Source organism: Mesonia profundi (assembly GCF_031085155.1).
Classification (GTDB): Bacteria; Bacteroidota; Bacteroidia; order Flavobacteriales; family Flavobacteriaceae; genus Mesonia; species Mesonia profundi.
Map to the genome: position 1 here is coordinate 41,981 of NZ_JAVHUL010000015.1, position 12,747 is coordinate 54,727.

Consider the following 12,747-nt stretch of genomic DNA (forward strand, 5'->3'; position numbering starts at 1 on the left):
TGTTTGTGGTTTGCAAAAGTACATTTTTTAAGTATAAAAAAGTGTTAATTCTGCCGCATAAAGTGATAGTTTTAAGAGAAAATTCTTGGTCTCATTTTAAAACTTTATTTTTGACTTATGAACTTTATAAAAAAAGGAGTTAATTTTTATATCAACAGCAGTATTCATGTGGCTTTAGCGGTGACTTCGCTTGCTGCAGTGACGAGGTTGGAATTGGTGGGACACCTAAGAACAAATGTCTTAGTTTTTATCTTTTTGGGTACAATTTCTGGCTATAACTTTGTGAAATATGCAGGAATAGCCAAATTACATCATTATAGTCTCACTAAGAATTTGAGAATTATTCAAATTTTTTCGTTGGTTGCTTTTTTAGCCTTGTTGTATTTTTTCTCGGTTCAATCTAGAGAATTTTGGATCTTAACCGGTTTAATGGGGTTGAGCACGCTCTTATATTCGATTCCCTTTTTGCCCAAACATACCAACCTTAGAAATTTAAAAGGAACAAAAATCTTTATCATTGCCTTTGTGTGGGCGGGCGTATGCGTCTTCTTGCCCTTGGTAGATATTATGCCACTTTTTACTTTGCCGGTGATTCTCAAGTGGATTCAGATTTTTTTATTTGTGATTTCAATTACCATTCCGTTTGAGGTTCGCGATTTAAAATATGATCCAGATGGTTTAGGTACCTTGCCTCAATTGATAGGAATTAAAAAAGTAAAAACCTTAGGATATGTTTTTTTAATTATGGTCATGCTTCTTCAGGTTTGGATAGCCGAATTTCAATTTTGGGGAATGATTTCCACTATTCTTATCGGATTAATAAGCATTTGGGCTATTGTGAAGACAAGAAAAGATCAGCCTAAATATTACACTTCTTTTTGGGTAGAAGCGATTCCTATTTTGTGGTTCTTATTAGAATTAGGAGCTCTTTACGGAAAAAATTAAGGAAAGTATTACTCTTCGTTTACACGAATTTCTACCAGGTTGTTTTGAAGCATTTGTTTAAAATTCTCTTGTTCCTCTGGGGTAAGATTGCTGAGTTTTGCGTTTCTAATAGCCTCGCTTAAATGCGTATTGTTTTTGGAGTACTCTCGGCAGCCGCCACACAATAATAAATGAAATTTAAGCTTGAACCGCTCCCAGTAACTGGCTTCATCGTACTGGCATTTCTCACAAAATATGCCGTATTTTTCGCAATCAGATTGCTGTAAATCTTCCCGTTTACTCATCATTTAAAGCCATTTATCTTGCATACATTCGGCCATTTTTTTTCTCGCTCTATGTATAATTACCCATAAATTAGACGCACTAATATTTAATTCATTACAAATCGCTTCCGTATCGTAATGATCAATGGTTTTCATTTTAAAAACTTTGGCCTGTTGTTCGGGTAAAGTAGCTAGACAATCGAAGATCGTAGTTCTTAATTCATCATTCATTAAATCGTCTTCTGCGCTAACGCCATCACGGTTACTCACTTGTTGCTCTAACCAATCCCCGTCATCGCCTTCATTACGGTAATTGATTTTAACTTCGGCTTTTCCTTTCTTAGAATTTATTCTTCGGTAATAATCAATAATTTTACGCTTTAAAATAGAGACCAGCCAAGTGCGCTCACTGGCTTCCCCTTTAAAATTTTTCATCGATTTTAATGCGGCAAGAAAAGTTTCAGAAATAAGGTCTTTCGCAATTTCTCTGTTATTCACACGAGTTATGGTATAGTTAAAAAGAAAATCTGAGTAGCGATCTACCCAATTTTCTGGTTTAATTTGATTTTCTTTGCTCGGTGGCATAACTCCTATTAATTTAGGAGCTAAAGCTACAAAGAATATAAAATAAACTTTTCGTGTTAACTGTGAAATAAAACATAAAATGAAGCAGCTGCTTATTATTGGATACATTTGGCCAGAACCCGCTTCTTCTGCCGCAGGAAGCAGAATGATGCAACTTATAGATCTTTTTTTAGAAAAAGAGTATAAGATTACCTATGCTTGTCCTGCAAAATTCTCTGAGTATGCAGTTAATTTGGAGGAAATGGGTATTGATCAAGTTCAAATAGAAGCCAATGAAAGTGAATTTGATCCCTGGTTAAAAAAACTCAATCCAGAGATCGTGATGTTTGATCGCTTTATGATGGAAGAGCAATTTGGATGGCGCATCGCAGAAAATTGCCCCGATGCTTTACGGGTCTTAGATACTGAAGACTTGCACTTTTTTAGAAAAGCCAGGTACGAAGCCGCAAAAAATAATAGGGTATTAACCAAAGCCGATTTATTTTCTAAAGAGGCCAAAAGGGAAATTGCAAGTATTTTACGGTGTGATTTGACGTTGATCATTTCTGAAGCGGAGCGCGATTTACTTATAGAAAAGTTTAGAATAGATAGAGACCTCTTGCTTTACATTCCCTTTTTAGTGCCTCAAGAACGCACTTCCCAGTCAGAAAATTTAAAAAGTTTTGAAGAACGAGAACATTTTCTTTTTATAGGAAATTTTTTGCATGACCCCAACTGGGATGCCGTCCTCTATCTAAAGCAATACATTTGGCCGCTGATAAGAAAAGAACTTCCCAAAGCAGAACTTCACATCTACGGAGCTTATGCCACACAAAAAGTAGAGCAACTACACAATCCTAAAGAACGTTTCTTAATAAAAGGTAGGGCTAAAGAAGCTTTGAGCACCATCGAAAATTATAAAGTATTATTGGCGCCTTTGCGTTTTGGTGCAGGCATCAAAGGAAAATTTATTGACGCAATGCTTACCGGTACTCCGAGTATTACCACGACCATTGGTGCTGAGGGCATTTGTGGAATCTATCCTTGGAACGGAGAAATCTCTAACAACGATCAAGAAATTGCAGAAGCGGCATTTATGCTTTATAACCGAGAAAAGCGATGGCTAAAAGCACAAAAAAACGGCTTTAAAATTATTCAGAATCGTTTTCAGAAAGAAAGCTTTAGTACCAACTTTTTTGATACGATTAATAGGCTACAACACCAACTTTCTAAACACCGACAACGAAATTTTATGGGCGCGATGTTAATGCATCACACGTTGCAAAGCACCAAATATATGTCGCTTTGGATTGAAGAGAAAAATAAACATAAGTAATGGCTGGTATTTACATACATATTCCTTTTTGTAAGCAAGCCTGTCATTATTGTGATTTTCACTTTTCTACGGGGCTTAAACGCCAACCCGAAATGGTAGATGCCATCTCGCAAGAAATTATTTTAAGAAAAGAGGAGCAGAGCCCAGACATAAAAACCATTTATTTTGGTGGAGGAACACCGAGTTTATTAAGCAAAGAGCAAATTCTTTCTGTTTTAGAAACAATCAACGCGCATTTTGAGGTTTCGCTTAACGCGGAAATCACTTTAGAAGCTAATCCAGATGATTTATCTCTAGAGAAGATTAAGGAGTTGGCTCAAACCCCTATCAATCGATTAAGTATTGGGGTGCAGTCCTTTTTTGAGGAAGACCTACAGTTAATGAATAGAGCTCACAACCAAGCGGAAGCTTTATCCTCTATTCAAAATGCGAAGAAGTATTTTGATAATATTTCTATAGATCTCATTTACGGCATTCCGAAGATGAGCGAAGCCCGCTGGCGAGAAAATCTGGAGATTACTTTGTCTTTAGAAGTACCACATATTTCTAGTTACGCTTTGACGGTAGAGCCTAATACAGCCTTAAGAAAAATGATTGATAAAGGAAAAGTGGCTCCGGTAGAAGATGCTTTAGCGAAAGCGCATTTTGACATCTTACAGCGCGTAATGTCTGAAGCAGGATTTGTAAACTACGAGTTTTCGAATTTTGGGAAACCAGGTTATTTTTCTAAAAACAATACCGCTTATTGGATGGGAGAATCCTATTTAGGGATTGGACCTTCAGCACATAGTTATCATCAAGGCGTACGGAGTTGGAATGTGGCTAACAACATCAAGTACGTTAAAGCGATTCAAAATAAAACCCTGCCTTTAGAGCAAGAGACACTAAGTGTTAACGATGCGTATAATGAATATGTGATGACGCGTTTACGTACTATGTGGGGAATTGATTTGGCAGAAGTAGAAAAGCTTTTTGGAGCTACTTATGTAAACTACTTGGCAAAAGAACTTCCTGCTTTTGTTGAGAAAGAACTTTTAGAAAAGAAGGGTGAAAAATATACCATCACTCAAAAAGGAAAATTTTTAAGCGATGGTATTGCTGCTGATTTGTTTTATATAGAGTGATTTTGCGTTAAGGATTGAGCGGCATGTGTGAGCTCTTTTGCTTTGTGAAAAGCAAAAAGCGAGTAGCGAAAGCCTGACCCGTAGGGAAACGCCCAAATAAATCTTAACCTAAAATTTTAGCAATTTCTTTATTGATGTTTTCTAAAAAGGTTTCATCTTCTTTGGTAAATGGATCTGCGGTGTTGGAATCAATATCAATCTGTCCTACATTTTCGCCGTGTACAAACAGCGGAATCACAATCTCACTTTTTACATTGATGTTGCAAGAGATGTAATTGTCTTGCCCCTGTACATCTGGAACCACAAAATTACTGTTAGACTCGGCGACTTGGCCACAAATCCCTTTTCCGAAGGGGATGATGATATGATCGGTGGGAGCTCCCGCAAAAGCGCGTAACTTGAGTTCTCTCTTGTCTCCGTTTTTAAAGTAAAAGCCTACCCAGTCGTAGTGGGCCACATTTTCTTTTAGCAAAGAACATACTTGGCTTAAGCGGTGATCTACAGATTCATGTTCGTTTTGGATAAGCTCCACAGCCTTGGCTTGAATTTCTTGAAATGTCATAATAAATTTTTTTACACAAAAGTATTTATAATAATCCGCTCTTAAAGTTTCTAATTCTATAAATTCGTATAAAACTTAAGTCTTTTGATAGAACTTATAAAAAAAAATAAAGCGGTTGTAAAATTTCTCCTATTGTTTGGGGGTACTTACATGCTTTTAGCGTTGGGCTATCAAGCTTATTTAACACATTTTTCTTCTGAAAAATATTACCCAGATTATGTGACGCATTTGGTTTCTTATCAAAGCAAATATGTTGCAGAGGCTTTGGGGTATGAGGTTCGGGTTGCGCCGCATCCCACAGATCTCTCCATGAAATTTATTATAAATAATGAGTATGTCGCAAGAATTGTGGAAGGCTGTAATGCCATAAGCGTGATGATTTTATTTGTAGCCTTTATCATTGCTTTTCATAGTAACTTTAAAAAGACCTTTTTGTTTGGCTTAACTGGAGCTATTCTCATTTATGCGCTAAATATCATTAGGGTTGCTTTGCTATGTATAGGGATTCATGAATACCCAGAATACGCTTCTTTCCTACACGATATAGTTTTTCCCGGTTTTATTTACGGATTGGTATTCTTATTATGGATGCTTTGGGTGCGAATGAATACTAAAACTAAAACGACAAGCTCATGAGAGTTGTCAAGTGGATTTTAGGAATAGGTTGCGTTTTGCTTTTGGTGAGTATCCGCTTTTTTGAAGATACTCTTTTTCATGATCCTCTGGTGAGTTTCTTTAAGTCTAATTTCACCACAATGGAACCGCCTAATTTTGAAAAATGGAAATTGATTGGATTCACTTCCCTTCGCTATTTAATGAATACCATCTTATCGCTATTGATTTTACTTTTAGCTTTCCCTAAGAAAAGTATTTTGAAGTTTTCTGGGTTGTTTTACGGATTGGCATTTGTAGTCTTAATAGTAATTTTCTTTGTGCTTCTTTCTCCGATGGAAGCAGAAAGCTATATGTTCTTGTTTTATGTGCGTCGGTTTTTAATACAGCCTATTTTTCTTCTCTTATTATTACCGGCATTTTATTACCAACAAAGCATAAAAAAAACCGACTTGTAAGTCGGTTTTAATAATTTTAGTTTCAATTCTGTTTGATGCTGGATCTATTCAGCAGCTTCTATCTTAAGAACTTTCTTTAAATGATTTACTTGATCTGCAGATAAAAATTCTTTAGTACTAGCAATTAAAGAGTGTTCAAACTTCTTTTTGTTAGCATAATACGCATCATTCTTTTCGGTAACATTCTTAATGTGTACTTCTGTATTTATATTATAAGCATAAAGACTTCGGTGTAATCTTGTTTGATCATTAGCATCTAAACCTAATGTTTCTGAAAGCTCATCTACTTGTTTTAAGGTTTCAGCACGAACCACTTCTTCAGCGGTCTTTGAATCTTGAGCATTCATCTCTGGTGTAAAAGCTAAAAAAGCAAGGCTAAGCGCAATAAGGGATATTATTTTTCTCATGGTTTGGTTTTTTATTTATGGTTTTTGGTTAAAAATGAAATGTAAATATACATTTTTATTTAAAATAAAGTTAATGTAACCTTAAAAATCAACCTCGAGGGTCTAAAATTAAATCTATTCGCTCTATTAAATCCTGTAGATGATATCTACTCATTTTATCTGAAGTTCTTCCAATCGCACGTTGAACGTCTCTCTTTAAGTTGTTGAGCTCGGCTCTAACTACTGGACGAATATCACTTTGTTCTACATTAATAGCACTGTGATTTATCCAATTTTTATACTCAGCAGGAATAGAGTTTTGTTTTCCAGTCATTAAGTATTCCATTCTATTGACATAAGCGCGTTGCAAATTTCTTCTATAAATATCTATTTTATTTCCGCTGCTTAATTCTTTAAAAACACCAGTTCTTAGACCGGTCATCATATCTAATAAGCCATATACATCTTCGTTGATGGTTTCATTTTCAATCAATCTTGCCATTCTTCCGAAATCTAAAATATTGTTTAAGGTTCTTTCTTGATAGCTTCTTAACCGCTCAACGCTTCCGTCAAATTCAATTTTGTTGAAGATAGAAGGATCTAACAGCCATTCTGGAGTCGTAAACAGTTGATCTTGCAAAAACTGCATCGCTCTTTCTTGTTTTTCCGTGGCAACGTGCGTATACACAGCTCCTTCTTGGTCGTAAGTTTTATAATGCTCGTAAACCCCGCCAATATTTGCCGTCACATGACCCATATATCTATTGTATTGACTTAGTACTTGCTGGTATAAATCATCTAGATCTTGGTAATCTTTACCATCTTCTGCCGTCCATTCTATAAGATTAGGCATAATTCTTTTTAGGTTTTTGATACCATATTCGCTGGCCAACATACTGTCATCACCCAAATCTTCTGTTTGTGAACTCGGGTCGATGGTGCTTCCGCTTTGCTGGCTCCCAAATCTATACATAGGGTCTCCGGCGTGTGCTAAAATCCATTCATCTAAAATAGGTTTTTCTTCTTTTGGCGTTTTATCAAAAATAGGTTTGTATCCCCAGCTAATAGCGTACTTATCGTAAATGCCAATATTTGGCATCAAAGCCACATCGCCATCGCCCGGTTGCGCGATGTAATTAAAACGAGCATAATCCATAATGGAAGGTGCAGTCCCATATTTACTGGTAAACTCTGGATTACGTAAATCTTCTACGTTGTACGCAACGCTACTTCCCATATTGTGAGGTAATCCTAAGGTGTGACCAACTTCATGAGAAGATACAAAGCGAATAAGTCTTCCCATCACTTCGTCTTTAAATTCTACACCGCGCGCATCTTGATTAATAGCCGCCGTTTGAACGAAGAACCAATTTCTTAAAAGTGTCATTACATTGTGGTACCAATTGATATCGGATTCTAAAATCTCTCCAGACCTAGGATCGCTTACGTGTGGACCATTGGCGTTAGGAATAGGAGAAGCCAAATACCGAACTACAGAAAAACGTACATCTTCTGGACTCCAATCTGGATCTTCTTCTTTACTTGGGGCTTCTTTGGCGATAATGGCATTTTTAAAACCAGCCGCTTCAAAAGCCACTTGCCAATCTTCAATTCCTTGTTTAATGTAAGGAACCCATTGTTTTGGCGTCGCTCTATCTACATAATAAACGATTTGCTTTTTAGGCTCGACCAATTCACCATTTAAGAATTTTTGCTTGTCTTCTTCTTTTACTTCAAGTTTCCAGCGGTCTAAATACTTGACTTTCTTGCTTTTTTGTGCATTTAAGCCATAATCTGTTTGACCTCTAGCAAACCAACCTACACGTTCGTCAAAATAGCGTCTTTTCATAGGAGTTTTTGGCAACAAAATCATCGAATTGCTAAACTCTAAAGAAATAGAACCCGTAGAACTGTTGGAGGGAGGATTGCTCGCTTTGTAAGTTTTTACTTGTCTAACTTCAATGTTTTTAGGGAAGCTTCTAATGGTATCTATGTAAGACCTATCAGCATCTAGGCCAGATATTTTATATTGTTTTCTTCTTCCCTGCGGAAAGCCAAGCGCTGCAATATCCTTTTCATACAAATCGGTAACATCGATTACTGTATTTTTGCTGATCGAATCTTTATGAAATGCTTTAATAGGAAAGGAGTATAATATAGGCTCAAAATTAGAGTTAACTACTGCTTCGTGTACCGGAAGAGAATCTGCTGCGACGATTTCATGAGAAACCACTCTTAGTAAAACATCATCCCCTTTTTTCTGCCATCTTAATACTTGGGTGTTTTGCTTTCCGCCGCCAAAACCAATTCCGTTGGCCGTTTTAGCAATACGCGTTACCATTAACATCTCTCGGTTAAAAAGTGTATCTGGAATTTCGTAAAAGTATTTCTTGTTTAAATGATGAACGGTAAATAAACCTGTATCAGATTTTGCCTCTTTGGTAATTACTTTCTTGTAGTCTTTAATGTCCCCTTTTTTAATGGATTCCTTTTCTGAATGCGGACTTTGCTTTTTCTGAAAAACAGCGCAACTGCTCAACGAGAGACTTATTCCGACAAGGCAAGTTTTAAATAATAGTGATTTATTCATAGAAATACTTAGATTTTAATCCCTCCCGAGGGTTTAACCTATCCTAGGTTTTGGATTGTTACTAATGCTTTGACCTCCAAAAAATATAAAGGTTTAATCCCCCATGGAGGGTTTAATTGATAAGGTACTTTGTGTTTTTTCGGATTGTATTTTACTGAAATCAATTTTGGGAATGTATTTTTTCTCCATAAAGGTTCTCGCCCAAAAATTAGATCGTATCATAAAGAAGGGATCGCTTACCATAAAATCTGGAATTAAATAATACCATTTTATGCCTTGGCGTTTATAAAAGGAAACTGCTTGTTGCTCTAGTCCCAATTCTTTGGAAGCTACAAGAATTGCATTTCTTTGGCATTTAGACCCCTTGTAATGATTGGCGGTTTTGATGTTAAAGCCATAAATGTAGAATTGATCTTTTACTCTTTTATAATTTTGAAAACGAGACCATCCATCCATAAGAACTAAAAAGATATGGACAAAAGAAAATAGAAAGCAAATCACCCAAAAGACGGTGCCCCAAGTAGAGTTGTTTTGATAGGATTGTATTAATTGGCTCCCGTAAAGTATAGATTCTAAGATAAATAACCCTAAAGAAAGGTAGAGTAGCTTCCCCACATCCCAATACGAAATGGTCCAATGTCTTTGTTCGGGAATGTCTTTTAGAGGCATAGAATGAAATCTACAGGTTTGATTTATAGAAAAAAGAGGCAAAATTACCTCAAGCTTCTAATTTAAGATAAATTTTTCTTTTGACTGTGTTTTTCTTCTGTTCTGAATAGAAATAGGTTTTTAAAGCTTGTTTTAGTAAAAATTAATTATATTGTTGCGGTAACTCAAAAACAATAAAGATGTCATCAATTTTAGACTTATTAAAAACAGAAGCAGGTCAAAACCTTATCAATGGAGCAAGTAACGAAGCAGGTGTCTCTAAAGAGAAAACAGGATCGGTACTTTCTATGGCTTTACCCGCAATTTTGGGAGCTATGAAATCTAATGCTAAGACAGAAGAAGGAGAAAAAAACCTTAATAATGCGTTAGAGTCGAAAGAACATGATGGGTCTATCTTAAGTAGTCTTGGCGGAATGCTAGGTGGTGGAGATGGTGGTAGTTTGTTAAGTAAAGGAGGCGATATTTTAGGTCACGTGCTTGGCGGCGGAAAAGAATCTGCATTAACAGGAAATATTAGTAAAATGACCGGAGTAGATGCTTCATCTGTGGGCAAGATTATAAAAATGGCGATGCCATTGGTTATGGGCTTCCTAGGGAAACAAAAACAAAGCGGCGGAGGCGGTGGTTTATCTGATATGCTTGGTTCTGCAATGGGAACAAGCGGAGATAAAGATGCTTCTATGCTAGAAAGCCTATTGGACGCCGATGGAGATGGAAGTGTTATGGATGATATAGCCGGAAAATTCTTAGGCGGAGATAAGAAAGATGGCGGAGGAGGTCTTGGCGGTCTTTTCTAGAACGTCACCTTAATGATATAAAGGAGAGTCCTTTCAAAAAAATTACTTTTTGAAAGGACTTTTTTGTGGGTAGAATTTTAAACGGACTTATTCTGCGAAGTGAAGTCGAGGGTTTTTAAGAGAACTTGATAGACTTCTTCTTGGTAGACTTTAGACTTTATCCAAGCATAAAAACCCAGCATCAAAATATCGGCAGGCTTTTCTGGGTCGCTTAGAAAGCTGGTTTCTAATTGATGTTTTAATTTTTCAGAGTTGCTTTCTTCAGGATGGTCATAATAAGCTTTTACCAATTTTGTAAATTGAAGAATTCGTTCTTCGCCAGCATTTTTAAGTCGGGTGCCAAAACGCTTATAAAAAGATTGGAAGTGTTGATATACCAAATCAACTTTCTCCAGTTCGATAAGAACAATAAGATGAATCAGGTTTTTTTTAATCACCCAAAGTAAATCGATTTTTTTCTCGTACCAATGATCGCTATGCTGAAATTCTTTTATGATCGCATAGGCTTTTTGAGGCTCTTCTTGAAGAATAAAACATACCGCTAGAGTTAAGTTGAGGTTGGGAGTTTTTAAGGAGGTCTGTTCTAAGTTGGTTATGGCCGCATCAAGTTGGTTGGTGTAAATAAGGTTGAGAGATGTAAGAAGAACAGTATCTTCCATAACAAAAGAACTGTTTTTAGGGTCTAGCGACTTATTTTGTAAATCTTCAAGGAGTGAAAGAGAGTCTTCAAATCTTTTGGTTCTAAAGTAGATGTTAGCCATCAAACTTAAGATGTGTAAATAATAATATTCGTGTTTTTCGACAAAATGAGCTTTCTTCTTTACGATGTTAAACAACTTTGAAGCGTAATTTAATATTTTAAAATAATCACTTTGTTGTTTCGCTGCCTCGGATAACATACTCAGTAATTGAAATAAAGATTTGTAGGTAAGCGTTTCTTCCGCTTGAATTTGAAGTTTAAAAAAAGTTTTTTCAATCAGATCTTTTGAATTTTGAAGCGGATTTTGCCGAAGTCCTGTTTCTATTTCGGCGTAAGCCATATTAAGACGAAACTCGTTTTGAAATGCTTCTAAATTATGCTTAGCTTCCTCAAAAAGCGCTGTTAGGGATTTGTTTTTTTGATGTTGTGCATATTGTATTTTGGTATGATAGACTTCATTTAGAATGCTGTATAATTCAAACTCCTTCGCCAGATTTTCTGAACGCTGCAAGGTTTTTACCGCTAAGGGATAAAGTTGCTTCTCAAAAAATATACGACTAGCCAATAAGCATTTAAGACACCTAATCTCTTCTGAAGTTTTACCAGAAAAGCTATTCGCTGCAACCACTTCAATAATGTTTTCTTGAAGACGGTTGCAAAGTGCATAAAAAGCATTCTTTGAAGGTTTTCCGTAAATTTTCTCATCCAGTTTTTCCGTCTTTCCTTTACGGATGTAATTAAACAATTGAATGTTTTTTACATCGCCACGTTGGTTGTGTTGTTGGAGAAACTTAAGCACTTTGTGTTGCTCTTCTTCATTAAGCGCTTGTATTAAAGGAACAATAGACATTGTTTAATCGTAGGTTATAGGTGTCAATAAATGTATAAAAATAGCACTTTATAGTTTATAATAATGTTTTGAATCGTAAGAATGTTCTAAAAATAGCTTAGTCTCACTCTAAAGCTTGCTGCATCTTTGTGAGTACAAACATCAAAATAAATGAATTATGGAAACGCAAACAGATTTTAAAAACGAACGAGTTGATTTAGAAAAAACAAAAAATACGCCGTTTAACGGAAAACCTACAGGAGCTTTTGTTTCTGCTTCTTGGTCGGCTTTATTTATTGGAATGATTTCTTACTGCATTGGATTGTGGAATGCAGAGATGATGCTTAACGAAAAAGGCTACTACTTCACCATTTTGTTATTTGGTCTTTTCTCGGTGATTTCGGTTCAAAAAAGCGTGCGAGACAGACAAGAAAATATTCCCGTAACCGATGTGTATTTTGGGATTAGTTGGGTAACCACCATCGCTTCTATCTTATTATTGGTGATTGGCCTTTGGAACGCCGATTTGGAACTAAGTGAAAAAGGCTTCTACGGAATGTCGTTTAGCTTGGCTTTGTTTAGTGCGATTGCCGTGCAAAAAAACACCAGAGACATCAAATGGATTGATAAGAAGGAGAAATAAAAAACACCAAAACAGCACTTCTAAAGCAAGTCCTGTTTTGATGTTTGTAAACGGCTCTAAAGATTTTTTTAGGGTCGTTTTTTGTTCTAATAAAGTGTTGCTCAATATGTTTATCTACTTTATCATGAGAATAAAAATGATCATTATTTTAAAGTTAATATCAATTATTCTATTGATTATGATTCCAATTTCTATGGGGAAAGGAATAACGATACCCTTTGGTATGCTAAGCCTGTTTAGTATGATAGATTGTATTTTCAGCTTATCAT

Annotated in this window: 14 protein-coding genes; 7 read left to right on the forward strand and 7 right to left on the reverse strand. The window is 36.0% G+C overall.

Annotation, left to right across the window (positions count from 1 at the left end; genetic code table 11):
• The first annotated feature begins 117 nt into the window (after nt 1-117).
• Complete coding sequence (locus RBU60_RS07205) at nt 118-945, forward strand: UbiA prenyltransferase family protein (protein WP_308864075.1); 828 nt, start codon at nt 118-120, stop codon at nt 943-945.
• 8 nt (nt 946-953) lie between these two features.
• Here RBU60_RS07205 and RBU60_RS07210 read toward each other — a convergent pair whose 3' ends face one another.
• Nucleotides 954-1,232 carry a hypothetical protein gene (locus tag RBU60_RS07210; protein WP_308864076.1) on the reverse strand — a complete coding sequence of 93 codons (279 nt, stop codon included), beginning with the start codon at nt 1,230-1,232 and terminating at the stop codon, nt 954-956.
• Nucleotides 1,233-1,793 carry a sigma-70 family RNA polymerase sigma factor gene (locus RBU60_RS07215; RefSeq protein WP_308864077.1) on the reverse strand — a complete coding sequence of 187 codons (561 nt, stop codon included), beginning with the start codon at nt 1,791-1,793 and terminating at the stop codon, nt 1,233-1,235.
• A 79-nt stretch (nt 1,794-1,872) separates the two neighbouring features.
• On the opposite strand from RBU60_RS07215, the gene RBU60_RS07220 reads away from it, so the two are divergent.
• Nucleotides 1,873-3,108, forward strand: coding sequence for a glycosyltransferase family 4 protein (locus tag RBU60_RS07220; RefSeq protein WP_308864078.1), 1,236 nt, complete (start codon nt 1,873-1,875; stop codon nt 3,106-3,108).
• Nucleotides 3,108-4,232 (forward strand): radical SAM family heme chaperone HemW, encoded by a 1,125-nt coding sequence (hemW, locus tag RBU60_RS07225; protein ID WP_308864079.1) that lies wholly within the window; start codon nt 3,108-3,110, stop codon nt 4,230-4,232. The genes RBU60_RS07220 and hemW overlap by 1 nt, the downstream gene beginning before the upstream one ends.
• Before the next feature lie 103 nt (nt 4,233-4,335).
• Here the strand turns inward: hemW and RBU60_RS07230 are convergent, their stop codons facing one another.
• Nucleotides 4,336-4,794, reverse strand: a complete 459-nt coding sequence (locus RBU60_RS07230) for a GAF domain-containing protein (protein ID WP_308864081.1) — start codon at nt 4,792-4,794, stop codon at nt 4,336-4,338.
• A gap of 84 nt (nt 4,795-4,878) precedes the next feature.
• On the opposite strand from RBU60_RS07230, the gene xrtF reads away from it, so the two are divergent.
• Together xrtF and RBU60_RS07240 are read left to right on the forward strand one after the other, a co-directional pair.
• Complete coding sequence (gene xrtF, locus RBU60_RS07235; protein WP_308864082.1) at nt 4,879-5,430, forward strand: exosortase family protein XrtF; 552 nt, start codon at nt 4,879-4,881, stop codon at nt 5,428-5,430.
• Nucleotides 5,427-5,864: an exosortase F system-associated membrane protein gene (locus RBU60_RS07240; protein ID WP_308864083.1), complete on the forward strand. Its 438-nt coding sequence runs from the start codon at nt 5,427-5,429 to the stop codon at nt 5,862-5,864. Before xrtF ends, RBU60_RS07240 begins: the two co-directional genes overlap by 4 nt.
• A 44-nt stretch (nt 5,865-5,908) precedes the next feature.
• Here the strand turns inward: RBU60_RS07240 and RBU60_RS07245 are convergent, their stop codons facing one another.
• From RBU60_RS07245 to RBU60_RS07255, 3 genes are all read right to left on the reverse strand, one after another.
• Nucleotides 5,909-6,271, reverse strand: coding sequence for a hypothetical protein (locus tag RBU60_RS07245; RefSeq protein WP_308864085.1), 363 nt, complete (start codon nt 6,269-6,271; stop codon nt 5,909-5,911).
• 88 nt (nt 6,272-6,359) lie between these two features.
• On the reverse strand, nt 6,360-8,840 hold the full coding sequence (locus tag RBU60_RS07250; protein ID WP_308864086.1) for a zinc-dependent metalloprotease: 2,481 nt from the start codon (nt 8,838-8,840) through the stop codon (nt 6,360-6,362).
• A 93-nt stretch (nt 8,841-8,933) separates the two neighbouring features.
• Nucleotides 8,934-9,509: a hypothetical protein gene (locus RBU60_RS07255; protein ID WP_308864087.1), complete on the reverse strand. Its 576-nt coding sequence runs from the start codon at nt 9,507-9,509 to the stop codon at nt 8,934-8,936.
• Between the two features lie 179 nt (nt 9,510-9,688).
• Between RBU60_RS07255 and RBU60_RS07260 the strand changes: the two genes are divergently transcribed.
• Complete coding sequence (locus tag RBU60_RS07260) at nt 9,689-10,306, forward strand: DUF937 domain-containing protein (RefSeq protein ID WP_308864088.1); 618 nt, start codon at nt 9,689-9,691, stop codon at nt 10,304-10,306.
• A gap of 77 nt (nt 10,307-10,383) precedes the next feature.
• On the opposite strand, the gene RBU60_RS07265 is transcribed toward RBU60_RS07260, so the two are convergent.
• Nucleotides 10,384-11,856: a hypothetical protein gene (locus RBU60_RS07265; protein WP_308864090.1), complete on the reverse strand. Its 1,473-nt coding sequence runs from the start codon at nt 11,854-11,856 to the stop codon at nt 10,384-10,386.
• A 157-nt stretch (nt 11,857-12,013) separates the two neighbouring features.
• Here RBU60_RS07265 and yiaA point away from each other — a divergent pair, with 157 nt between their 5' ends.
• Nucleotides 12,014-12,478, forward strand: coding sequence for an inner membrane protein YiaA (gene yiaA / locus RBU60_RS07270; RefSeq protein WP_308864091.1), 465 nt, complete (start codon nt 12,014-12,016; stop codon nt 12,476-12,478).
• The last annotated feature ends 269 nt before the right edge of the window (nt 12,479-12,747 follow it).

Coding starts and splice junctions, on each gene's coding strand:
- RBU60_RS07205 (WP_308864075.1), top strand. CDS start 118: ATGAACTTTATAAAAAAAGGAGTTAATTTTTATATCAACAGCAGTATT.
- RBU60_RS07210 (WP_308864076.1), bottom strand. CDS start 1,232: ATGATGAGTAAACGGGAAGATTTACAGCAATCTGATTGCGAAAAATAC.
- RBU60_RS07215 (WP_308864077.1), bottom strand. CDS start 1,793: ATGCCACCGAGCAAAGAAAATCAAATTAAACCAGAAAATTGGGTAGAT.
- RBU60_RS07220 (WP_308864078.1), top strand. CDS start 1,873: ATGAAGCAGCTGCTTATTATTGGATACATTTGGCCAGAACCCGCTTCT.
- hemW (WP_308864079.1), top strand. CDS start 3,108: ATGGCTGGTATTTACATACATATTCCTTTTTGTAAGCAAGCCTGTCAT.
- RBU60_RS07230 (WP_308864081.1), bottom strand. CDS start 4,794: ATGACATTTCAAGAAATTCAAGCCAAGGCTGTGGAGCTTATCCAAAAC.
- RBU60_RS07240 (WP_308864083.1), top strand. CDS start 5,427: ATGAGAGTTGTCAAGTGGATTTTAGGAATAGGTTGCGTTTTGCTTTTG.
- RBU60_RS07245 (WP_308864085.1), bottom strand. CDS start 6,271: ATGAGAAAAATAATATCCCTTATTGCGCTTAGCCTTGCTTTTTTAGCT.
- RBU60_RS07250 (WP_308864086.1), bottom strand. CDS start 8,840: ATGAATAAATCACTATTATTTAAAACTTGCCTTGTCGGAATAAGTCTC.
- RBU60_RS07255 (WP_308864087.1), bottom strand. CDS start 9,509: ATGCCTCTAAAAGACATTCCCGAACAAAGACATTGGACCATTTCGTAT.
- RBU60_RS07260 (WP_308864088.1), top strand. CDS start 9,689: ATGTCATCAATTTTAGACTTATTAAAAACAGAAGCAGGTCAAAACCTT.
- RBU60_RS07265 (WP_308864090.1), bottom strand. CDS start 11,856: ATGTCTATTGTTCCTTTAATACAAGCGCTTAATGAAGAAGAGCAACAC.
- yiaA (WP_308864091.1), top strand. CDS start 12,014: ATGGAAACGCAAACAGATTTTAAAAACGAACGAGTTGATTTAGAAAAA.